General features: G+C 33.7%; 23 protein-coding genes. 17 read left to right on the plus strand and 6 right to left on the minus strand.

Features of this window, described 5'->3' with window-relative positions; translation table 11 throughout:
• The first annotated feature begins 66 nt into the window (after positions 1–66).
• Entirely contained in the window at positions 67–498 is a 432-nt protein-coding gene (locus Q0Q96_RS01105) for a TerB family tellurite resistance protein (RefSeq protein ID WP_293870729.1), read from the plus strand.
• A 117-nt stretch (positions 499–615) separates the two neighbouring features.
• Here the strand turns inward: Q0Q96_RS01105 and fbp are convergent, their stop codons facing one another.
• The gene (fbp, locus tag Q0Q96_RS01110; RefSeq protein ID WP_293870627.1) at positions 616–1,623 is read right to left on the minus strand and encodes a class 1 fructose-bisphosphatase; all 1,008 of its coding nucleotides are present in this window, start codon (positions 1,621–1,623) and stop codon (positions 616–618) included.
• Positions 1,624–1,730: 107 nt separating this feature from the next.
• On the opposite strand from fbp, the gene Q0Q96_RS01115 reads away from it, so the two are divergent.
• From Q0Q96_RS01115 to dgt, 11 genes are all read left to right on the plus strand, one after another.
• On the plus strand, positions 1,731–2,204 hold the full coding sequence (locus tag Q0Q96_RS01115; RefSeq protein WP_293870630.1) for a GNAT family N-acetyltransferase: 474 nt from the start codon (positions 1,731–1,733) through the stop codon (positions 2,202–2,204).
• Positions 2,204–3,457: an aspartate kinase gene (locus Q0Q96_RS01120; RefSeq protein WP_293870632.1), complete on the plus strand. Its 1,254-nt coding sequence runs from the start codon at positions 2,204–2,206 to the stop codon at positions 3,455–3,457. The genes Q0Q96_RS01115 and Q0Q96_RS01120 overlap by 1 nt, the downstream gene beginning before the upstream one ends.
• 159 nt (positions 3,458–3,616) lie before the next feature.
• Positions 3,617–7,012, plus strand: coding sequence for a hypothetical protein (locus Q0Q96_RS01125; RefSeq protein WP_293870635.1), 3,396 nt, complete (start codon positions 3,617–3,619; stop codon positions 7,010–7,012).
• A 63-nt stretch (positions 7,013–7,075) separates the two neighbouring features.
• Positions 7,076–7,540: a hypothetical protein gene (locus Q0Q96_RS01130; protein WP_293870638.1), complete on the plus strand. Its 465-nt coding sequence runs from the start codon at positions 7,076–7,078 to the stop codon at positions 7,538–7,540.
• A gap of 64 nt (positions 7,541–7,604) precedes the next feature.
• On the plus strand, positions 7,605–8,213 hold the full coding sequence (locus tag Q0Q96_RS01135) for a hypothetical protein (RefSeq protein ID WP_293870641.1): 609 nt from the start codon (positions 7,605–7,607) through the stop codon (positions 8,211–8,213).
• A gap of 345 nt (positions 8,214–8,558) precedes the next feature.
• Positions 8,559–9,536 (plus strand): ribonucleotide-diphosphate reductase subunit beta, encoded by a 978-nt coding sequence (locus Q0Q96_RS01140; protein ID WP_293870643.1) that lies wholly within the window; start codon positions 8,559–8,561, stop codon positions 9,534–9,536.
• A 203-nt stretch (positions 9,537–9,739) separates the two neighbouring features.
• The gene (locus tag Q0Q96_RS01145) at positions 9,740–12,160 is read left to right on the plus strand and encodes a ribonucleoside-diphosphate reductase subunit alpha (protein WP_293870646.1); all 2,421 of its coding nucleotides are present in this window, start codon (positions 9,740–9,742) and stop codon (positions 12,158–12,160) included.
• A 178-nt stretch (positions 12,161–12,338) separates the two neighbouring features.
• Entirely contained in the window at positions 12,339–12,569 is a 231-nt protein-coding gene (locus tag Q0Q96_RS01150; RefSeq protein ID WP_293870648.1) for a hypothetical protein, read from the plus strand.
• Positions 12,566–13,072 carry an RDD family protein gene (locus Q0Q96_RS01155; RefSeq protein WP_293870651.1) on the plus strand — a complete coding sequence of 169 codons (507 nt, stop codon included), beginning with the start codon at positions 12,566–12,568 and terminating at the stop codon, positions 13,070–13,072. Before Q0Q96_RS01150 ends, Q0Q96_RS01155 begins: the two co-directional genes overlap by 4 nt.
• Before the next feature lie 2 nt (positions 13,073–13,074).
• A complete protein-coding gene (locus Q0Q96_RS01160) occupies positions 13,075–13,527 on the plus strand; it encodes a GNAT family N-acetyltransferase (protein WP_293870653.1) in 453 nt (150 codons plus the stop codon).
• Between the two features lie 41 nt (positions 13,528–13,568).
• Positions 13,569–14,903, plus strand: a complete 1,335-nt coding sequence (gene dgt / locus Q0Q96_RS01165) for a dGTP triphosphohydrolase (protein ID WP_293870656.1) — start codon at positions 13,569–13,571, stop codon at positions 14,901–14,903.
• Here the strand turns inward: dgt and Q0Q96_RS01170 are convergent.
• Positions 14,900–15,283 (minus strand): helix-turn-helix transcriptional regulator, encoded by a 384-nt coding sequence (locus tag Q0Q96_RS01170; RefSeq protein ID WP_293870659.1) that lies wholly within the window; start codon positions 15,281–15,283, stop codon positions 14,900–14,902. The genes dgt and Q0Q96_RS01170 overlap by 4 nt on opposite strands.
• Before the next feature lie 139 nt (positions 15,284–15,422).
• Here Q0Q96_RS01170 and Q0Q96_RS01175 point away from each other — a divergent pair, with 139 nt between their 5' ends.
• Both Q0Q96_RS01175 and Q0Q96_RS01180 read left to right on the plus strand, forming a co-directional pair.
• Positions 15,423–16,055, plus strand: coding sequence for a hypothetical protein (locus Q0Q96_RS01175; RefSeq protein ID WP_293870661.1), 633 nt, complete (start codon positions 15,423–15,425; stop codon positions 16,053–16,055).
• Positions 16,056–16,082: 27 nt separating this feature from the next.
• A complete protein-coding gene (locus Q0Q96_RS01180) occupies positions 16,083–16,976 on the plus strand; it encodes a hypothetical protein (RefSeq protein ID WP_293870664.1) in 894 nt (297 codons plus the stop codon).
• Between the two features lie 23 nt (positions 16,977–16,999).
• Here Q0Q96_RS01180 and Q0Q96_RS01185 read toward each other — a convergent pair whose 3' ends face one another.
• Positions 17,000–18,799: a 1-deoxy-D-xylulose-5-phosphate synthase gene (locus tag Q0Q96_RS01185; protein ID WP_293870666.1), complete on the minus strand. Its 1,800-nt coding sequence runs from the start codon at positions 18,797–18,799 to the stop codon at positions 17,000–17,002.
• 37 nt (positions 18,800–18,836) lie between these two features.
• Between Q0Q96_RS01185 and Q0Q96_RS01190 the strand changes: the two genes are divergently transcribed.
• Both Q0Q96_RS01190 and Q0Q96_RS01195 read left to right on the plus strand, forming a co-directional pair.
• On the plus strand, positions 18,837–19,280 hold the full coding sequence (locus Q0Q96_RS01190) for a nucleoside deaminase (protein WP_293870669.1): 444 nt from the start codon (positions 18,837–18,839) through the stop codon (positions 19,278–19,280).
• A 50-nt stretch (positions 19,281–19,330) separates the two neighbouring features.
• Positions 19,331–20,083, plus strand: coding sequence for an SIMPL domain-containing protein (locus tag Q0Q96_RS01195; protein WP_293870672.1), 753 nt, complete (start codon positions 19,331–19,333; stop codon positions 20,081–20,083).
• 107 nt (positions 20,084–20,190) lie between these two features.
• Here the strand turns inward: Q0Q96_RS01195 and Q0Q96_RS01200 are convergent, their stop codons facing one another.
• Both Q0Q96_RS01200 and Q0Q96_RS01205 read right to left on the minus strand, forming a co-directional pair.
• Complete coding sequence (locus Q0Q96_RS01200; protein ID WP_293870674.1) at positions 20,191–20,589, minus strand: hypothetical protein; 399 nt, start codon at positions 20,587–20,589, stop codon at positions 20,191–20,193.
• Positions 20,574–20,873, minus strand: coding sequence for a hypothetical protein (locus Q0Q96_RS01205; RefSeq protein ID WP_293870677.1), 300 nt, complete (start codon positions 20,871–20,873; stop codon positions 20,574–20,576). The genes Q0Q96_RS01200 and Q0Q96_RS01205 overlap by 16 nt, the downstream gene beginning before the upstream one ends.
• A 686-nt stretch (positions 20,874–21,559) precedes the next feature.
• Here Q0Q96_RS01205 and Q0Q96_RS01210 point away from each other — a divergent pair.
• Positions 21,560–21,907, plus strand: a complete 348-nt coding sequence (locus tag Q0Q96_RS01210; protein WP_293870680.1) for a helix-turn-helix transcriptional regulator — start codon at positions 21,560–21,562, stop codon at positions 21,905–21,907.
• A gap of 85 nt (positions 21,908–21,992) precedes the next feature.
• Here the strand turns inward: Q0Q96_RS01210 and Q0Q96_RS01215 are convergent, their stop codons facing one another.
• Positions 21,993–23,537, minus strand: coding sequence for a ribonuclease E/G (locus Q0Q96_RS01215; protein WP_293870682.1), 1,545 nt, complete (start codon positions 23,535–23,537; stop codon positions 21,993–21,995).
• Positions 23,538–23,577: the final 40 nt, after the last annotated feature.

The raw sequence follows: 23,577 nt of genomic DNA on the forward strand, positions 1-23,577 counted from the left end.
ATTTTTAAAAAGGGTTTTCCAAAACAGGAATTTGAGTTATATTTGCAGCTTAAAAATAAAAAAAGTATGTCATTTTCAGATTTATTTGATAGCGAATTTAAAAGCAGAAATAAAGCTCATTTTTCGGCAATTGTGCGTGTAGCTATTGCTGATGGAGCATTAAGCAAAGACGAAAAAGAGTTTTTAGATAAACTAGCGGTTCGATTAGAAATTTCGGCTGCAGAGTATGAAGAAATTTTAGAAAACCCTGCAAAATACCCAATCAATCCACCTTATTTGCACACGCAACGACTGGAGCGTTTGTATGATTTATCGAGAATGGTATATGTAGATCATGTTCTTGGGCCAAAACAAAAAGAAATTTTGATAAAGTTTGCTTTAGCTTTAGGATTTACACCTGGAAACGTTTCATTCATTGTTGACAAGGCGATGTCACTACTGCTTTTACATGTAGATTTGGATACGTTTGTTTACGAAATGACACATATGAATAAGTAGAAAGGCGAAAGGCATTAGGAAAAAGCTACAATCCTTATTCATTCGGTATATTATAAAGAAAGGCAAGAGTATTAACTTTTGCCTTTTTTAGGTACTATTGCCTGATGGCTCTTTTCTTTATTTATATTTTGCCATAAAAGTTTCTGCCTTTTCAACCATATTATAACTTCCACAAAAGAACGGAACGCGTTGATGGAGTTCTGTTGGTTGAATTTCCATTATTCTGCCAAAACCGTCAGAGGCTTTTCCACCAGCTTGTTCTATTATAAATGCCATAGGATTGCATTCATATAAAAGCCGCAATTTACCTTTTGGCGCTTTTGAACTTGTTGGGTAAATATAAATTCCCCCTTTAATCATATTTCGGTGAATATCAGAAACCAAACTTCCAATATAACGCGAAGTATAAGGTCGGTCGCCTTCTTCTAGCTGACAATATTTGATATAATCTTTTACACCTTGAGGGAAATGAACATAATTCCCTTCGTTGATGGAATAAATAGTTCCGTCTTTGGAGAATTTCATAGCAGGATGCGAGAGATAAAAAGTTCCTATAGCGGGATTCAATGTAAAACCATTGACACCATGACCAGTGGTGTAAACAAGCATTGTCGAAGTGCCATAAATTACATATCCAGCGGCAACTTGGCTGGTTCCTGGTTGTAAAAAATCTTCTAATTTAACCGGAGTGCCAATAGGTGTTACTCTTTTATATACCGAAAAAATAGTTCCCACAGAAACATTTACATCAATATTTGACGAACCGTCCAAGGGATCCATTAGCACGACATATTTATTATTGTGTCCGTTATCTAATCCTTTGACGGTAATAAAATCATCATTTTCTTCGGAAGCAATTCCGCAAACAATTTCACGATTAATTAAAGTTTGTATAAAAATTTCATTGGCATAAACATCCAGTTTTTGCTGATCTTCGCCTTGAATGTTTTGATCGCCAGCCGCACCAACAATGTCAACCAAACCAGCCTTGTTTACTTTGTAGTTAACCACTTTGGCAGCTAATCTAATAGAATTGATAATTTTTGATAATTCTCCAGATGAATATTGATGTGCCTTTTGGTTTTCAATTATAAATTCACCCAAGGTGCTGTTGCGTTCTTCCATTCCGAAATCGATGTAGTTGTTTGCGCAAATATCGATAAATTTGGTAAAGAAATTATCTATTTCGATAAGAAATTAATAATTGTATTTTTGTTAAAAATTTGACCTAAATGAATATCCGAAAAGGCGAAAAAAAAGATATGAAAGCCGTTCTTGAACTAATAAAGGAATTAGCGACTTTTGAAAACGAACCCAATGCTGTTGTGGTAACCGTTGCCGATTTAGAGCGTGATGGTTTTGGGGATTATCCTTTGTTTCATACTTTCGTAGCAGAAGTTGAAGGACAAATAGTTGGCATAGCCTTGTATTATTACCGCTATTCAACTTGGAAAGGCAAAACCATTCATTTAGAAGATTTGATAATTAAAGAAAAAATGCGCGGTTCCGGTTTGGGATCAGCTTTGTATTCCAAAATTATAGAACAAGGGAAAAAAGACAAAGTGCGTCGCATAGAATGGGCAGTTTTAGATTGGAATGCACCGGCTATAGATTTCTATACCAAATCAGGAGCAAAAATAATGCAGGATTGGCGCGTTGTGCAAATGGACGAAAAAGTGATAAACGAATTTTTAAGTAATTTATAATGAGAGTTTTTAAATTTGGTGGCGCATCAGTAAAAGATGCTGATGGTATAAAAAATGTTTTTGAGGTATTAAAAAAAGTAGGTCACGAAGACACACTTTTGGTAATTTCTGCCATGGGAAAAACGACAAATGCATTGGAACTGGTCATTAAAAATTATTTTGAAAAATCTAATGAATTGCATTCGTCCTTGCAGGAGGTGCGTAAATACCATAACCAAATTTTATTAGACTTATTTGATGATGAAGAACACGAAGTTTTTTATGCTATAAACAGTCATTTTGCTGATTTGGAATATTTTATCCGAAGCAATAAATCCCCCAATTACAACTTTGTTTATGACCAAGTAGTGAGTTTTGGAGAAATCGTTTCAACCACAATAGTAAGCCATTATTTTAATTACGCGGGATTAAAAAACAACTGGCTAGATGTTCGGAATTTTATTAAAACTACTAATAATTACCGTGATGCCGATATGGAATGGGAAAAAACACAACAATTTATTTCAAAAGGAGTTAAAAAAAGAGGACTTACTATTACACAAGGTTTTCTGGGATCTGATGAAAATAATTTTACCACAACACTAGGTCGGGAAGGGTCTGATTATACAGCAGCAATTTTTGCGTATTGCTTAAATGCCGAAAGTGTAACGATTTGGAAAGATGTTCCAGGAGTTCTAAATGCCGACCCACGTTATTTTGAAAATGCGGTTTTGTTAAATCAGATATCCTATCGAGAAGCCATTGAGTTGGCTTTTTATGGAGCATCGGTTATACATCCAAAAACGTTGCAACCTTTACAAAAAAAAGAAATTCCTTTATTTGTAAAATCATTCATAAACCCTTTACTGCCGGGCACAAGCGTTGCTAAAGGAAAAGATTTAGAGCCAAAAATTCCTTGTTTTATTGTCAAAAAAGAGCAATTATTACTTTCATTATCATCTATAGATTTCTCTTTTATCATGGAGGAAAATATAAGCGAAATTTTTGCTTTGCTGCACCAATACAAAATTAAAACGAGTTTGATTCAGAACTCGGCAATCAGTTTTTCGGTATGTTTGGAAGATAAATTCGGCAATTTTAAGGAAGTAAAAAACATATTGTCCAAAAAATTCAAAATCGCGTACAACGAGAATGTATCGCTGTATACCATTAGGCATTTTGACGAAAAAGCTGCCAATATTGTAGAAAAAGACAAAACCGTTTTGGTCAAACAAATCTCTAGAGACACGATGCAAATTGTGACGAAAGAATAGGTTGCTTACCTTACAAGAATTAACGTAAAATAATCATTTTTAAAAGCGTTAACAACTCATTTGCAAATCGAATATTTATTTGAGTTCTATTAAATCTTTTTACAGAATAAATCTAGAATAATAGAATACTACTTTTTGAATTTTCACGTTATTAAAGGTATGCTAAAAAAACTTTTTTTATTAATGGTGCTTTTTGGTTTTTCTCGTCTGACAGCGCAGGAAATAAAATCACTATATCAAAGTAAAAAAATAACGTTTACTGCCGATACTATTTCAATAGAAAAGGTGAGCATTAGCCCAAGTTTCTTCAAATTACAAACCTCAAAAGGAACTGAAATCGATACTAGTTTTTATAAAATAGATTACAAAAAAGGGAAACTGATTTTCAAAAATGGTTTTACTTCGCAAGACAGTTTGACAATTCGGTACTTCAAATACCCAGAACAATTAACCAAAACATATAGTATTTACGACCAAGGTCGAGTAGTGGCTAATGATGGTAATTTGTATAAAGTTAATCGGTCTGTCAAGAAATTTGTTCCGTTTGATGGTTTGAATACTTCGGGAAGTATTACGCGCGGCGTTACTATTGGTAATAATCAAAACGCTTCGGTGAATTCTAATTTGGATTTGCAAATCACTGGAAAAATATCGGATAAAGTTTCCATTCGCGCTTCTATCCAAGACAGTAATATTCCTTTGCGAGAAGGAGGTTATTCTCAAAAACTGGATGAATTTGATCAAATTTTTATTGAATTATTTACCGATAAATGGAACATTCGTGGAGGTGATTTATTTTTGGAAAACAGACAATCTCGTTTCTTAAATTTCAACAAAAAAGTACAAGGACTTTCTACCCATTTCACCCTTGGTGGCGAGGAAAATAAAACAGATGTTTTTGCAGCAGCAGCTTTAGTTCGCGGGAAATATGCCAAAAGTTCGTTCACGGGGCAAGAAGGAAATCAAGGACCGTATAAATTGAGAGGCAATAATGGCGAATTATATGTCTTGGTAATTTCGGGTTCTGAACGGGTATATGTGAACGGAATTTTGCGAAACCGCGGCGAAAACAACGACTATATTATTGATTATAATGCAGGAGAAATTATTTTTACGACCTTGTTTCCTATAACTTCAGAAATGAGAATTGTGATTGAATATCAATATTCTGATAGAAATTATACCCGATTTGTCACCTATGCTGGAGTAAATCACGAAGCAAAAACATGGAGTTTGGGCGGTTATTTATATTCGGAAAACGATGTAAAAAATCAGCCGTTGCAACAAAATTTATCTTCAGAACAAGTTGCAGTTTTAAGTAATGCCGGAGATAACATTAACTTAATGAATGCTCCATCAGCTTATTTAGACACCTATTCTGCAAATAAAATTTTGTACAAAAAAATAATTATAAACAGTGTTCAAGTTTTCGAATATTCAAACAATTCTGCTGATGTTTTGTACAATGTAAAGTTTACTTTAGTAGGCAATAATCTTGGTAATTATGTATTGACAAATTCTTCTGCAATTGGGAAAATTTATAAGTATATTGAGCCAATTAGTGGTATTTTACAGGGAAACTACGAGCCAATAATTAGATTAATAGCACCAACAAAAATTCAGATTGCAGCCGTTCTAGGAAAATTTAATCCTACTGAAAAAACCTTGATCAACTTTGAAGTAGGTGCAAGTAATAACGATTTAAATTTATTTTCTGCTATTGATGATAATGACAACAAAGGGGTTGCAGGCAAAATGAATTTCAAACAACGATTACTTTCCAAAAAATGGCAAATAGACGTGTTTGGAAATTATCAATATGTGCAAGAAAATTTCAAGACCATTGAGCGTTTATTCACCATTGAGTTCAATCGGGATTGGAATTTAACCAGCTTTAAGGGCAATCAAAGTTTATTGATAAACGGCTTAGATTTCTCGTTGCCCGAAAAAGGAAAACTAACCTATCAATTTGAAAAACTAGATTTCTCACAAAGTTTTTCGGGAAAACGTCATATTTTAAATGGATTTTTCAAGCTGAAAAAATGGAATATTCTTCAAAATAACAGTTATTTAAAAAGTGAAGGTACTTATGCTAATTCCACTTTTATCAGAAACCAATCTCAGGTGCGGTATAATTTTAAAAAAAATTGGATAGGAAGTACTTTAAGGTTAGAAAATAATAAAGAAAAGTTGATAGCGACAAATCAATTATCATCTTTGAGCCAACGCTTTACAGAATATGGAGCAATTGTTGGACGTGGCGATAGTACCAAGGTTTTTGTCGAACTCGGTTATTTGCAGCGGATGAATGACAGTTTACAAAGTGGAGTTTTGCAAAGAGTAAATACATCGCAATCTTATTATTTAAAATCGAAATTATACCAAACCAAAAAAAGCAATTTATCCTTATTTGTGAATTACAGAAACCTTAAATATGCTGATTATAATCGCCAAAATGAACCTTCGTTGAATTCGCGATTATTGTATGATGATCAATATTTTAATCAATTGATACAAGTAACAACGGCTTATGAAACAACATCGGGAACTATTGCGCAACAGGAATTTACGTATCTTGAAGTCAATGCCGGACAAGGAGTGTACGCTTGGATTGATTATAATGGAAACGGAATTCAGGAATTACAAGAGTTTGAAATAGCACCATTTCCGGACCAAGCGAAATATGTAAGGGTGTTTTTGCCCAATCAAATTTTTATAAAAACACATCAAAATAAATTTTCACAATCACTCACGTTGAATGCTTCGCAATGGCAAAATAAACTTGGATTTAAAAAAGTTTTATCTCATTTTTATAATCAAGCATCTTTTTTAATCGAACGAAAAATAAAACGTAATGGCGATAATTTTGATTTAAATCCGTTCTCGACTTCAGATGTTAATATGTTAGGATTGAACACCAGTTTTAGAAATAGTTTATGCTATAATCGTGGAAAACAAAACCATTCCGTGACGTATACTTTTATCAACAACCAATTAAAAAGCTTACTTTCGGTAGGCTCACAACAAAGTAAAAACAATACGCACCAACTACAGTATATTCATTTGCTAAAAAAAACTTGGCTTTTTTCTTTGATAATAGAAATTTCTAAAACAGCTATAATTTCTCAAAATTATAGTAGTAAAAATTACGAAGTTAAGAGTGAGAAACTCAACCCAAAAATCTCCTATTTATTCAACAAAAATGCGAGTTGGGATATTTTTTATGAATTTCAAAATAAAAAAAACCAACTTGGGAATGCTGAAAAATTACTTCAAAATCGATTTGGAACTTCCTTTTCTTATGCAAGCGAAAAAAAATTAACGATGAATGGTGAATTTTCATTATATCAAAACGAATTTATAGGAGACGCACAATCTCCAGTAGCTTTTCAAATGCTTGAAGGACTTCAGCCGGGGAAAAATATGACTTGGCGATTACTTTTGCAGAAAAAGTTAACTGACTTTTTGGATATTAATATTAATTACCAAGGTAGAAAAACAGAAACTAGCCAAACAATTCACACGGGCAACGTACAATTGAGAGCTTATTTTTAATTGGCATGCTATTTGTTTACCGTGTTTTGTAACTTTAACAAAATAAATTAAAATTTAAACATTATGAAAAAATTATTTTTAGTAGGCTTTATGTTTGTCTTTACAAATGCATTTTATGCACAAACATCAAATGAGAAAAAGCAAGGTGAAGTTGTTTTTGGAAACAAAGTAATCAAAAAAGGTACAACAACAGAGACAAAATCTGGTGAAGTTGTTTTTGGAAACAAAGTAATTAAAAAAGGCACAACAACAGAAACAAAATCTGGTCAAGTTATTTTTGGAAACAAAGTAATTAAAAAAGGTACTACAAGACAGCCTCAAGTAAATACCCCGCGTCCTGTTATAGTGAAAGAGCAGTCTGATGAAGAAAACGAAAAACCTAAAAAAAGGGAAAAATATAATAATGCTTCTGAAAGAGGAAGAGAAAGATCTGAACAAGGTAAAGAACGAGCTGAAGAAAATAAAAAGCATGGCAAACATCATAAGCATGATGAAAAGGGAGAAGAAAATGAAAACCACGAACACTAGTATAAACACAACGGATTTTTAGTAACAAACAAATTTTAAACACAATTAACAAATTTTGAAAATCATGAAAAAACTAATTTTATTAGGTCTGGTATTTGTTTTCTCAAATACATTCTTTGCGCAAGAAGCAAAAGAAAAATCGGCTAAAACTAAAACCGAAAAGGCTGTATCCAAAAAAGAAAAAGCTGCAGAAACAAAAGCTAAAAAAGAAGCGGGCAAAGCAGAAAAAAAAGCTGATAAAGAGGTAGCTAAAGCCAAAAAGGAAGTAACAGAGGCTAAAAAAGATATAAAAGAAAAAGCTACTAAAACAAAAGTAAAAACCGAAAAAGCGGTTAAAGATGCTGCAGATAACGCGCCCAAACTTAAAAAAGACGGAACCGTAGACAAACGTTTTAAAGATGCCGCAAAAGACGGCAAGACTAAAACCGAGAAAGCGGCAACAGATTTAAAAGCAACAGCAACAGCAACTAAAGCAAAAGCTAAAGTTAAAAAAACAGCTGCTGAAGAAAAAGAAGATATGAAAGCTACTCCATCTTCTGTCGCTGCTGAAAAAAAAGTAGCAGATAAAGTTACAGGAGATTATAAAGGTAAAAAAGTATTCACGGGACCAAGAGGCGGTAAATACTATATCAATAAAAACGGTAATAAAACCTATATCGATAGAGACGAATAGGTATAGATTTTAGTCCTTTTTTAAAAATGCTAAACGCAGTTTTCTTATATAGAAAACTGCGTTTTTTTAATCTCAAAAAATCGATTTTCAGAAGATGAAAAATGTTAAAATTTCACTATCAGAAAATTCGTAATTGTCTTTGTTTTAGGGCTTTTAGAGTTTTTTTATTTTTTTAAAATATTGATAATCAATAGCGTATATAATTTAAAAAATTAGTCAAAAACCATTCAATTTGTTAAAAACTAAAGGGTATTGTGAATAAGTTTGGCTTTCTTTTTACGTTTCATTTAACAATCTTTGTAACAGACAGAATTAGACAACAACCCACCGAAATACAAATTCACAATGGCTAACATCGAACCAATTTTACAAGAAAACAAAAATCGTTTTGTGATTTTTCCAATAAAGCATCATGATATTTGGGATTGGTACAAAAAAATGGAAGCCAGCTTTTGGACTGCAGAAGAAATTGATCTGCACCAAGATTTATCCGATTGGAATAATAAATTAAATGACGATGAAAAATATTTCATCAAACATATTTTGGCTTTTTTCGCCGCTTCAGACGGAATTGTAAACGAGAATTTAGCGGAAAACTTCGTAAACGAAGTACAATATCCAGAAGCTAAGTTTTTCTATGGTTTTCAAATCATGATGGAAAACATCCACAGTGAAACTTATTCCCTTTTGATTGATACTTATGTGAAAGATGAAGTAGAAAAAGACAAACTTTTTAACGCTTTAGAGGTTTTTCCTGCTATAAAGAAAAAAGCCGATTGGGCTTTAAAATGGATTGGCTCTGATTCGTTTGCCGAAAGGCTAATCGCTTTTGCAGCGGTTGAAGGCATCTTTTTCTCTGGCGCGTTTTGTTCCATTTACTGGTTGAAAAAACGTGGATTAATGCCGGGTTTAACGTTTTCTAACGAATTAATTTCTCGTGACGAAGGAGTTCACTGCGATTTTGCGGTACATTTACACAACCACCATTTGGTTAATAAAGTTTCAAAAACAAGAATTACAGAAATAATTACAGACGCATTAGATATTGAGCGTGAATTTATTACCGAATCGCTTCCTGCAAGTTTGATAGGAATGAACGCTAATCTAATGACACAATATTTAGAATTCGTTGCCGATAGATTGTTGGTAGAATTAGGTTGTAAAAGAGTTTATAATTCTAACAATCCATTTGATTTTATGGACATGATTTCGTTACAAGGAAAAACCAATTTCTTCGAAAAACGTGTTGCCGAATACCAAAAAGCAGGCGTAATGAATTCAGATTCTGAAGCTGGTAAAATTACTTTCGACGCCGATTTTTAAGCTGAAATTGTTTCAGATTCTCCATAATTTGAAGCGAACCGTTTGGACATTCTTGGAATCCATTTTCCTGCTGTCCGTTACTGTCGTCCAAAAACGACACCACTTCCATCAGGGCTAGGAAGTAAACCATAGCACTAAAAAACCTTAACAAATAACCAGAAAATAAGTAAAGGGATTTTCTATTTTCAAAACCTGACAAGAGTATGTATGTAGTAAAAAGAGACGGTCACAAAGAACCGGTAATGTTCGACAAAATTACGGACAGAATTAAAAAATTATGTTACGGATTGAACGATTTGGTCGACGCAGTAAAAGTAACCATGCGTGTAATCGAGGGATTGTATGACGGTGTAACTACATCAGAACTTGACAATTTAGCCGCAGAAACTGCCGCTTCTATGACTATTGCACATCCAGATTATGCACAATTAGCAGCGCGTATTGCAATTTCTAACTTGCATAAAAACACCAATAAATCCTTCTCGGAAACCATGAAAGAAATGTACTTTTATGTAAATCCAAGAACGAACCAAAAAGCACCCTTATTGTCTGAAGAAGTACATGAAGCGATTCAGGCAAACGCAGAATATTTAAATTCACACATTATATATAACCGTGATTTCAACTACGATTACTTCGGTTTCAAAACACTTGAACGCTCGTATTTGCTAAAAATCAACGGAAAAATTGTGGAGCGTCCGCAACATATGTTGATGCGTGTTGCAGTTGGAATTCACTTAAACGATTTAGAATCGGTAATTGAAACTTACGACTTAATGTCGAAAAAATTCTTCACACATGCAACCCCAACCTTGTTCAACGCAGGAACACCAAAACCTCAAATGTCGTCTTGTTTCTTATTGACAATGAAAGACGACAGCATCGACGGAATTTACGACACGCTAAAACAAACCGCAAAAATCTCGCAATCGGCAGGAGGAATTGGATTATCAATCCACAACGTTCGTGCAACAGGATCATACATCCGTGGCACAAACGGAACTTCAAACGGAATTGTTCCAATGTTGCGAGTGTTCAATGATACAGCTCGTTATGTAGATCAAGGCGGCGGAAAACGTAAAGGAAGTTTTGCTATTTATTTGGAAACTTGGCATGCTGATATTTTTGAATTTTTGGATTTGAAAAAGAATACCGGAAAAGAAGAAATGCGTGCTAGAGATTTATTCTTTGCAATGTGGACATCAGATTTATTCATGAAACGTGTTCAGGAAGATACGACCTGGACGTTAATGTGTCCAAACGAATGCCCAGGATTATGTGATGTTTACGGAGATGAATTCGAAGCATTGTACACTTTATACGAAGCTCAAAACAAAGGAAGAAAAACCATTAAAGCACGTGAGCTTTGGGAAAAAATCCTCGAATCTCAAATCGAAACAGGAACGCCTTACATGTTGTATAAAGATGCGGCAAACCGTAAATCAAACCAAAAGAATTTGGGAACTATCCGTTCGTCAAACCTTTGTACCGAAATCATGGAATATACTTCTGCAGATGAAATTGCAGTGTGTAACTTGGCTTCGATTTCGTTACCAATGTTTGTTGAAAACGGAGAATTCAACCACCAATTGTTATTCAACGTAACCAAACGTGTAACGAGAAACCTGAACAAAGTAATCGACAGAAATTACTATCCGGTAAAAGAAGCCGAAAACTCGAACCTGCGCCACCGTCCGGTTGGATTAGGTGTACAAGGGCTGGCTGATGCCTTTATTCTATTGAGAATGCCTTTCACAAGCGATGAAGCAAAGAAGTTAAATCAAGAAATTTTCGAAACTTTATATTTTGCAGCTGTAACTGCTTCGATGGAAGAAGCCAAAACGGAAGGACCTTATTCGACTTTCAAAGGTTCACCAATTTCAGAAGGAGAATTCCAACATAACCTTTGGAACATCAAAGACGAGGAGCTTTCAGGTCGTTGGGACTGGGCAGCTTTGAGAAAAGAAGTGATGAAACATGGTGTGCGGAACTCTTTGTTAGTGGCACCAATGCCAACCGCATCAACCTCACAAATTTTAGGAAATAACGAAGCCTTTGAACCATATACCTCCAACATTTACACACGTCGTGTGTTGTCGGGAGAATTCATAGTGGTCAATAAACATTTGCTGGAGGATTTAGTAAAACGTGGACTTTGGAACGAAGATTTGAAACAACAACTAATGCGTAACAATGGTTCGGTTCAGGATTTAGATATTCCACAAGACCTGAAGGAACTATACAAAACCGTTTGGGAAATGTCGATGAAAGACATCATCGATATGTCGCGCCACAGAGGGTATTTCATTGACCAATCGCAATCCCTGAACTTGTTTATGCAGGATGCAAATTACGCGAAACTTACTTCAATGCACTTTTATGCATGGAAAAGCGGACTCAAAACAGGAATGTACTATTTGAGAACCAAAGCAGCAGTTGACGCTATTAAGTTTACGTTAAATAACGACAAAAAAGCAGATCCAATAGCTCAAGTTGCAGAACCAGTAGCAGTAGAAGTTGTAGCACCAAATGAAACAGGAGAAATGACTGCCGAAGATTTTAAGGCAATGGTAGAACAAGCAAGAAATGCAGGTCCTGATGATTGCGAAATGTGTGGATCTTAAGAAGAAAATAGAATAAAGAAAATAGAACAAAAAACAGCTGTCGATTGATAGCTGTTTATTAGTATTTTTAGGAGCTATTACCCGCTATCGGCAGTATCTTTTTTGTCACAGCGAGCGCAGTCGAGATGCTTGATTTAGAAAAAGTATACTTATTATCGGGGTTAAAAAAATAAACAGTATGTCAAAAGAAAAAGGAGTTTACACAGGAATTATAGAAAAAGATGCAGACGGAAATTATTTTTGCGGAGAATATTTATTGGATTATAAATACACTGAAGCCAGTTTTAAACTAGGTGACGAAATCAACATCAAAACCGTAATAGCAAATCCAAGTGATAAGAGCTATAATCAATACCCAAAGAAATCGCGTAATTTTTTCTTAGCAAACCAAAAAGGACTACCAGAATGAGTGGAACTATTCAAACGCAATTTCAGATAACAGATGAGTTGATAGCTACACACAAACAACGATTCTCCAATTGGTTCATAGATTTGATAGTACAAGTTATTTTCTTGTTCCTGATTTTGGTTTTTATAACAGCGATAGCATTGTCTAATGGCAATAAAGAATTTATGGTAAGTTTTGTAAAAAATGACATCGCTCAATATACTGTCGTTACGTGTACATCTTTATTGTACTATAATTTTTTTGAAATTTTCTTTGCCAAAACATTCGGTAAATTCATAACACAAACTGTCGTTGTAGACATCAATGGTGATAAACCGCATCATGAAACCATTTTAATAAGGTCACTTTGCCGATTGATTCCGTTTGAAATACTTTCTTTTATAACAATGCCAGCCCGAGGTTGGCATGATAGCCTGTCAAAAACATATGTCGTTGATAAAAGATTACTCGACCAATCGAAACGTAAATTTCATAATTCAGAAGAAACAAAATCCGTGGAATAAAGATGATTACGCTCAAAAGAACAACTTCCGATAACGTACATTTTGGTAATTTAGTTATCCAATTAGACGCTTATTTGAAAATTTTGGACGGTGACGATCATGCTTTTTATGCCCAGTTTAATAAAACCAGTTTGCTTAAAAATGCCGTTATTTGTTTTGATGATGACATCGCAGTTGGCATTGGGGCTTATAAAGAATTTGAACCCAAAGTTGCCGAAATCAAACGAATGTACACCCCGCCAGAATACCGAGGAAAAGGAATAGCAAAAGCCATTTTAACCGAACTGGAAGTCTGGGCAAGAGAAGAAAGTTATACAACTTCAATACTCGAAACTGGTTATTTGCAAGTTGATGCTATTGGATTGTATCAAAAATTAGGATACACTGTGATTGAAAACTTTGGGCAATATAAAGGCATGGAGAATAGTGTTTGTATGAAGAAACTTTTAAAGTAACATTATATTCGTATATCTAATATTTTAAATTTAAAATTTCAATGAATTGGGAACAACTTTTATCACTAAAACGCCAAGGCGATATCAGCAAACGTTTACGTATTGAGCAAGACGACACCCGTCTCGGCTTCGAAGTAGATTATGACCGTATAATTTTTTCGTCGGCTTTCCGAAGTCTACAAGATAAAACCCAAGTCATTCCACTCTCGAAAACCGATTTTGTGCATACACGATTAACGCACAGTCTGGAAGTTTCGGTAGTGGGTCGTTCTATAGGAAGGCTGGTTGGTAAAAAAATCATCGAAAAATACCCGCATCTTAAGGAAGTGCACGGCTATCACATGAACGATTTTGGCGCAATCGTTGCCGCAGCAGCTTTGGCACACGATATAGGAAATCCGCCTTTTGGACATTCAGGAGAAAAAGCCATTGGCGAATATTTCTCTATTGGGAAAGGCCAACAATACAAAGACCAATTAACAGATAAACAATGGCAGGATTTAATCGATTTTGAAGGGAATGCCAATGGTTTTTCGGTGTTAACGAGTTCGCGACCCGGAATAGAGGGAAGTCTGCGTTTATCCTATGCTACGCTTGGAGCTTTCACTAAATATCCAAAGGAAAGTTTACCCAAAAAACCAACCAAAAACAGTGCAGACAAAAAATATGGTTTCTTCCAAACCGACAAAGATTTTTTTAAAGAAGTTGCCACAGAACTGGGAATGATTTCCAATAAAATCGGAAATGATATTGGTTATGAGCGTCATCCATTGGCTTTTTTGGTTGAAGCTGCTGATGATATTTGCTACACGATTATTGATTTTGAAGACGGTATAAATCTAGGTCTGGTTTCCGAAGATTTTGCTTTGGAATATTTAATAAAATTGGTTAAAAACACTATTGACACTGCCAAGTATCAAACTTTAACCACAAAAGAAGATAGAATTAGTTATTTGAGAGCGTTGGCAATAGGTAATTTAATCAACGATGCAGTCAACGTTTTTATCGAAAACGAAGATGCCATTCTAAAAGGACAATTCCATTTTGCCTTAACCGATAAAAGCAAGTATAAAGCCCAAATGGATGACATTATCAAGTTGAGCGTTAAGAACATTTATCAAAGCCGGGAAGTCATTGAAAAAGAATTATCGGGTTATCAAATCATCAATAATCTTTTGGATAAATTCATCACAGCGTATAACAACAACCACGAAGGAAAAGCTACTAATTACGATAAATTGCTATTGAAAATTTTGCCCGAAAAGCATCATCTGGAAAAAGAAAGTCTGTATGAAAGATTGCTTCACATTTGCCATTTCATTTCGATGTTAACGGATGGGAAAGCAGTTTTGTATAACAAGATTGTAACGGCTTAATTACTTTTAATTTTGTTGATTATAGCTTTTTGCTGTTGAATTATTTCTTTTAACTCTAATATTAACATAGCTTTTTCGTTAATGCTCTGATTGAATTGTTCAACAATTTTCTCCGAAAGTTCTATATGTTGTGTTTCTGCTAAATATCCTGTAGCATTGGGTTTGTTTATTTGTTTATATTTTACTTCATCAATAAAATAATTGAAATCGACTTCAAAAACTTTACATATTTTATCCATTAATAGAAAATCTATCTTCTTTGTATCTCCATTTTCAATCAATCCTAAAGTATTTTGAGCAATGCCAAGCTGACTAACTAGTACAGTTTGAGAAATATTTTTATGCTCTCTTAATCGCTTAATCTTCGTTCCAATATCCATAAGTAAGAAAAATTATCATTTTGTTGCTCAAAAATGGCAATTAATTGCTTATGATAGACAGGTTTTTTATGCAAATTTGTAAAGAAGCTTCTGTTATTTTTTTTAACCATTTTTTTTAACCATTTAATTCCTAATTTTTATGAAAACAAAATTTATTATTAGATTATCTATTGTGTCTGTATTTTTGCTTTTATTAATGGGTTGTAGCAACGATGAAAACAACAAAAACATTAGTGAAAACGCTAAGGTAAACAACTATTTAGCAAGATTTTACAAGAAAAATTTTCATATTGGTAACTCTGTAGAAGCAGCAATTGTAAAATCTCCTGCTTTGTCACTTGCTAAAACAACCCAAGCAAAATCAGAAGAATATGAAGGCATCAAACTTACCGAAGTTTTTGTTGGTGAGGATGAACGAGCAAGAGGATATATTGTCACAGACAAAGTCACAGATGAATTCCTTTATTTTGTAGACGTTGATAGAGAAAATTACAAATTAACCGCTGTTGATATATTAGAAAATGAAATTAAAATAAAAGATAATATTAATATGCTTGAAGAATGGGCTAGTAGTAATAAGTTAGACTTGATTAAATTATTAGACGAATATAATCAAGAATTTAACTCAGGAACTAGTATACAAAGAAAATTTTGGGGATGGACAGGTCCGAGAAATGTTGGTGGATGTGATGAAGGTTGGCAAACAACCGTAAATACACATTATATCCTTGGGATAATAGATCAAATTGTGTATAATGAAGTAAGATGTTAACACTTAATTCTTAAGAAATAAAATCTAATGTTGAATTTTTTTTCCCCTATTATACTTTTTCTATTTAGTTTTTGTTGTAATTCTCAAAAATTAATTGTTCAGGATGCTAAAACAAAAAAAACGATTTCGTTTGTTAATTATTTTTTATACCAAGATGAGAAATTAGTTACTGGAGGATATTGTTCTGAAGATGGAGTAATACAATTAAATTCAGAGATTTTATTTAATAAAATTAAACTCTCTTGCATTGGATATGAAAATCTTGAAATATCTAAAAACATTATAAATAATGATACACTGTTGCTAACACCAGCAGTGTATCCTCTTAAAGAAGTGGTGGTTAAAACAAATAAAAAGGATGAATTTGTTAATTTAGGATATATAAAAAGTAAAAGGAAGACATGGCTTACTGCTATTAAAGGCATGAAGATATGTGCTTTTATTGACAATCCATTTCATGAAACTAAATTAATCCATTCTTTTTTATTTAAAATCTGCAATAACAATTCTACTAAATTGGGATTCAAGTTGCATCTTTTTGAAAAAGATTCACTTACAAATAATCCGGGGAAGGAATTGCTGAAACAAGATATAATAGTAATTTTAGATGGGAAAAGTAATAAAGACATAGAAAATATTATCTCTCAATATAATATTGATTTCCCTGCCCAAGGAGCTTTTGTTGGTATTGAATGGTTTGGAGTATTAAATGAAGAAAACAATGATTTTAAAGATGTAGATTCCCAAAATGGTTATATAGAAATTAACGATGATGCTAAAGAATTTAGTACTTTTCAAAAAGATGTTTTTTCCTTTTATCCATGGAAGAATATGGAAAAATTTAAAAAACTAAGTGAAGAATATACTAGCTTCAAAAACTGTCCAACCGCATCCTTTGGTATAAAAATTTATAAGATTTGATTCATTCAAATCAAACCATTTTTTTAATCTTCATCTTCCTCTTCTTCTTCAAGCAAACCCGAGAAAAGCGAGCGTAATCCATCAACATCAATATTGCAGAATTGCTGTAATTCATCAACCGTACCGTGTTCTATAAAATAGTCGGGAACACCGCAAAGAAAGATTTCGTTCACATAATCATTTTTGGCAGAGAATTCTAAAACAGCACTTCCAAATCCACCAGTGGTCACGCCATCTTCCACTGTAATGATGGTAGAAAATTTATCACAGATTTTGTGTAGTTTCTTTTCATCCAAAGGTTTTACAAAACCAAAATGGTAATGCGCAAAATGGCCTTCATCCTCAATGCCGCTTAACGCTTGAGTTACATTATCGCCAATGGTTCCTGTAGACAGTATGGCAACATTTTTGCCTTTTTTGAGTTTTTTGGATTTCCCAATTTCTATCTTTTGAAAGTCGGTTGGCATCTTCCAATCGGCATTTTTTCCTCTTCCTCTCGGATAACGAATCGCAATTGGATTTTTCAGCCCCAATGAAGCCGTGTATAAAATATTCTGTAACTCCATTTCATCTTTTGGCGCATAAATAAGCATATTCGGAATACAGCGCAAATAGGCTATATCAAAAACACCGTGATGCGTTGCACCATCTTCGCCAACCAATCCGGCACGGTCCAAACAGAAAATTACCGGTAAGTTTTGTAATGCCACATCGTGAATAACCTGATCGTAAGCACGTTGTAAAAACGTTGAATAAATGTTGCAGAAAACGACCATTCCCTGCGTTGCCATTCCGGCCGAAAGTGTTACTGCATGTTGTTCGGCAATACCTACATCAATAGCTCTTTTCGGAAAAGTATCCATCATAAATTTCATCGAACTTCCGCTTGGCATAGCAGGTGTTATGCCAATAATCTTTGAATTGTTTTTAGCTAATTCAACCAAAGTCAAACCAAAAACATCCTGAAATTTTGGTGGTAGATTTTCAGTTGAGGATTTAATCAATTCTCCAGTTGCGGCATCAAATTTTCCCGGGGCATGATATTTTACCTGATCATCTTCTGCTTGTTGCAGACCTTTGCCTTTGGTGGTTATGATGTGCAAAAACTTGGGTCCTTTTACTTTCTTAAGCCGCTCTAATTCTTTGATTAAAAGTGGTAAATCATGACCGTCAACAGGTCCCGAATAATCAAAATTTAAGGACTTAATCATGTTATTTTGTTTAGGATTTTTACCTTCTTTAACAGCCGTCAGATAGTTCCTCAACGAACCAACACTAGGGTCAATTCCGATAGCATTATCGTTTAAAATTACCAGCAAATCAACATCGGTAACGCCAGCATGATTCAAACCTTCAAACGCCATTCCGCTTGCGATTGATGCATCGCCAATCACCGCAATATGATGTTTGTTTTCGCCTTTCAACTGTGAAGCAATCGCCATGCCCAAAGCTGCCGAAATAGACGTAGAAGAATGCCCTACTCCAAATGTATCGTATTCACTTTCGCAGCGTCTAGGAAAGCCAGAAATCCCGCCCAGCTGGCGGTTTGTATCGAATTTTGTACGACGTTCCGTTAATATTTTATGTCCGTAAGCCTGATGTCCCACATCCCAAACCAATAAATCATTCGGCGTATCAAAAGCATAATGTAAGGCAATAGTCAGCTCAACAACACCAAGAGATGCGCCAAGATGACCTTCTTTTACAGAAACAATTGCAATGATAAAATCACGCAATTCTTTTGCCAGTTGAGGCAATTGCGAAACGGTTAATTTTCGTAAATCAGCTGGATTATTGATGTGTTCGAGTAAATTTTTTGACATGCAACAAAGGTACGAATTGAAATTGTACTTTTGTTTTATGGAAAATCATTTCACCGACGAATATTTTATGAGAAAAGCGTTGCAAGAAGCCGAAGTAGCTTTCAATAAAGGCGAAATTCCCGTGGGTGCCATAATTGTAATCGATGATAAAATCATTGCCAAAACACATAATCTTACCGAAAGGCTCAATGATGTCACGGCTCATGCCGAAATGCAAGCCATCACTTCGGCAGCGAATTTTATAGGAGGAAAATATTTAAAAGGATGCACTTTGTACGTCACTTTAGAACCTTGCCAAATGTGTGCTGGTGCTTTGTATTGGAGCCAAATCTCTAAAATAGTTTTCGGTGCTTCCGATGATCTGCGTGGCTTCGAAACTTTAGGAACAACAATTCATCCAAAAACTCAAGTAATTCATGGTGTTTTAGCCAATGAATGCTCGGATTTGATGCTTCGGTTTTTTGCTTTCAAAAGAAAATAAATTTATACTAATAATAGCTTTTTTGCGTTATATACTAAATGAATAACAATATGGAAAAAATTAAGTCTTCAATAATTATTGGCATCGCCATAATAATCACCGCATGGTTTTTGGGAAAATCATTTCAAAACCGAAACAAAAACCTTGACTCCATTACGGTAATCGGTTTAGGAACTAAAGATTTTGTTTCGGATGACATTCTTTGGTCAGGAAGTTTCACCACCAATAGCATTGATATTAAAACTGCTTATAATAAAATTGTTTCCGACCAAAAAATCGTTGCTGATTTCTTTACCAATAAAGGTTTTAAACCAACTGAATTTAATTTTGGAGCTGTAAATTTTGAAAAGAAATTCAGAGAAGTACGCAATGAAAACAGCGGAAATCAAACTCGGTATGAACAAGTTTTTGATGGTTTCAAAGCCACCCAAACTGTCACTTTTTCTGCTAAAATGAATCCAGATTTAATGAAACGAATTGAAAATGTATCAAGTAAAACCTCTGAACTGGTCAATTCCGGAATTGAATTGTCATCAAATAGCATTCAGTATACGTTCTCAGATTTACCAAGTTTAAAACAAAGCCTGATAGAAAAAGCCACTAAAGATGCTAACGAACGTGCTTCAAAAATTGTAAAAACAGCAAACGGAAATTTAGGAAAACTTAAACGTGCCAGCATGGGTGTTTTTCAAATAACTGGGCAAGGTTCCACCGAGGATGATAGCTATGGAGGCATCAATGATACTTTTAGCAAAAACAAAACCGCCCGAATTACCGTAAGGTTAGAATACGAACTGGATTAAAATTAAAGTAAGACAAGATAAAATCAGGGTTTTTTAATTTAGTATTACTACGTTTAAATATAAATCAAATACTAATTTGAATAGAATTTATTTATTTTAAAACTCAATTAATCAAATAAGGTTTTTTTAATTTCCTCAAAAACAGGAAGACTTAAATTTATAACTTCTTCATCATAAATATTTTCATCATAAATTAAACTAGTTTGTTGAATTTCTTCAAAATCAATTTTATGAATGAAATCTACAAGTTTATTAAGTTCTTTTTCGGTATAATTAAACCAATTTGTTGACCAAATTCTATGAAATTTAAATCCTTGCAACTCTAGACGATATTGTCTAAACATACCCCATGCGTATGCTTCGTTATTACTATGGTATTTGGCTCCGTCACTTTCTATCGCGATGGTAGGCTTGCCAGTAAGTTTTGATTTAACCACTAAATCAATTCTAAAACCACCCATCCTATATTGTTGTTGAAGTCTTTCTTGACCTATTCTAAAGGCCAAATAAATAAAGGTGCCTTTATTATATTTTTTGGGTCACTTTTGGAAGGCATAACCAACAATGGAAAACCAAAACTAAAAGTTTTTATACCATGCACTTTATAGTTATCTTCATTTTCAATATTTAGAAAATTTAATCTATTTGATAATAATCCTAATCGTTTTTGTTCATCATTAGAAATTGAAATAATATCAATTTCATCAAAAGAAATCTTAAATTCAAAACAGGACTTTGTAAAAAGTAATTCTAGAAAAGACTCTGCTAATTGGGGTTTTAGGTAGTCCAAATTAGATAAATCAATACGGGTTGCAAATCGGACGGGCAATGCATTAAGATGTATAGACTATATGTTGCCACCTTTTAATTTATCTCTTAATACCTTTAAAAATATTAAATCAGCCACATCCTTTCTTATTATTCTTGTTTAACCAATCGTCCAATTTATAAAATTATTTTTTATTAGCTATAAGAAAATATAACATATGAAACCAAATCGTAGAGTTTAATACATCCCGCTATTACAAGAATCTCGCTATTAATAAAGATCAAACATAAACCCCACAAATCCCTTTACAACGTATTTACATAACTACAGCAGAATTCTTCAACTCTGTTTCACATTCTTAAATGCTTGTTAAGTAGTATCCAATAAGCAATCCGTAATTTTTACAATTTATTTCGTGTTTGTCAATATTCATTCCGTATTATATAAATTAAATTTCGCATTATTACATATGCATTTCACATATTGTTTACTATATTTCGTATTATTACATATTCGTTTCACATTATAAATAATTTATTTTGTATTAAACATATTTAATTTCGCATTTTTACATGACAATTTAACATTATTAAATATGCATTTCATAGTATAGAGTATTTGTTTCGTATATTAGCATAAATGTTTATTTATTTTGATAAATTTTTATAATTTTATAAAACATAAAACAACAATAAAAACACAACACTATGATATACTTTAACGTCGCCGAAGTTTGTAAAACACGTCAAATAGAAAGACCATTCACTTTCCTAGTAAAAGCAGGTTTTTCTGCGCATGTTGCCAATGACATTCTCAATAGTAATTCCCGTTCCATTCGTTTAAACCACATCCAAAAACTTTGCGAAATCCTTTACTGCGAACCAAATGACCTTTTCGCATACAAACCAAATGATACTAATAAATTACAGGAAACACATCCGTTGAATAAACTCCTTCCAAAACAATCAGACTTCGATTGGAGTCAGACCATGAAAACAATTCCGTTGGAACAAATAAAAGAAATTGCAGAATTATTAAAGAAATCAAAAATATGAAAATCAAAAAACAAAACTAAAATTAACCAGAACCATTTCAAAAAAAACCAAAAAAAACCGCCAATCTAATGAATGGCGGTTTGTTTTATTCCTTAATTTTATTCCCTTGACTGTCAAAGAAATGATATTCTAAATACGTGTAAGCGTCACGTGGTATGATTTTCACCCACTTTTTATGTTCAAAAAACCATTTTGAACGTAATGATGGAAAACCTTTTTTAAGGTAAGCTGCCACAAACGGATGAACATTTAGTTTTACTTTCTTGTGGTCTTTGGCAATTTTTTCAAGCGAGTGCCCAATCTTATCAATAATCTGAATCGGAGCGTCAACATCACTCATCAAGTTATTAGGATTTTCCTCTCTTGTTTCTATGTTTACTTCTGGTCTTACTCTTTGTCTAGTAATTTGAACTAATCCAAACTTACTTGGCGGTAAGATTTTGTGTTTCGCTTTATCATCGCTCATCTCATCTCGCAGAAAATTGAACAAAACCTGACGATTGTCAGGATCTTTCATATCAATAAAATCGACAACGATGATTCCGCCCATATCTCTAAGACGTAATTGTCTTGCGATTTCTGCTGCGGCTATCATATTTACTTCCATGGCAGTATCTTCCTGATTATTGGCTTTGTTAGAACGGTTGCCACTATTCACGTCAATAACGTGTAAAGCTTCGGTATGTTCTATGATCAAATAGGCGCCTTTACTCATCGATACTGTTCTGCCAAACGAAGTCTTTATCTGTCGCTCAATATGATATTTTTCAAACAATGGGGTATCTTTTGATTGATAAAACTTAACAATTTTTTGTTTATCTGGAGCTATTTCGGCTAAATAGTCCTTTGTTTCTTGATACAACTCTTCATCATCAATTTGAACACTGGTAAAAGTGTCATTAAATACATCTCTAAGTATGGATGAAGCTTTGTTAAGCTCTCCCAACACTTTCGACGGATGATGTGCAGTTGGTAATTTTTTACTCATTGCAGTCCATCTATTCATTAAGTTCTGCAAATCTTTTTCTAATTCGGCTATGTTTTTGCCTTCGGCTACTGTTCTTACAATAACACCAAAACCTTTTTGCTTGATAGATTGTACTATTTTTTTAAGACGGTCTTTTTCTTCTTTCGATTCTATTTTTTGTGAAACAGAAACGCGATCAGAAAAAGGCACTAAAACTAAAAATCGTCCAGCGAATGATAGCTCACAGCTTATTCTTGGTCCTTTTGTAGAAATAGGTTCTTTAACTACTTGTACTAATATTGATTGGTTGGCGTTCAGTATATCTGCAACGGCACCATTTTTATCAATTTCTTTCTCAAACTGAAAGTTTTTTAGGGAGAAATCTTTTAGTTTACCTGCGCTTACAAGTTTTATGAATTTCAAATAAGAGGCAAAACTTGGACCTAAATCTTGATAATGTAAAAAGGCATCTTTTTCGTAGCCCACGTTTACAAAAGCAGCATTTAGTCCTGCTACAGGCTTCCTGATTTTGGCAATAAAAATATCGCCAACCTGAAAGTTACTTGTTTCTTCTTGTTTGTGTAATTCAATTAGTTTTCCATCTTTTAATAAGGCAAAATCTACAGCGTCAGCACTAGATCTGATGATTAGTTCTTTATTCACTTTGTAAATTTTTATCCAAACTTCTTGGCAATAGGCAATA

It is taken from the genome of Flavobacterium sp. (assembly GCF_025352015.1).
GTDB lineage: Bacteria > Bacteroidota > Bacteroidia > Flavobacteriales > Flavobacteriaceae > Flavobacterium.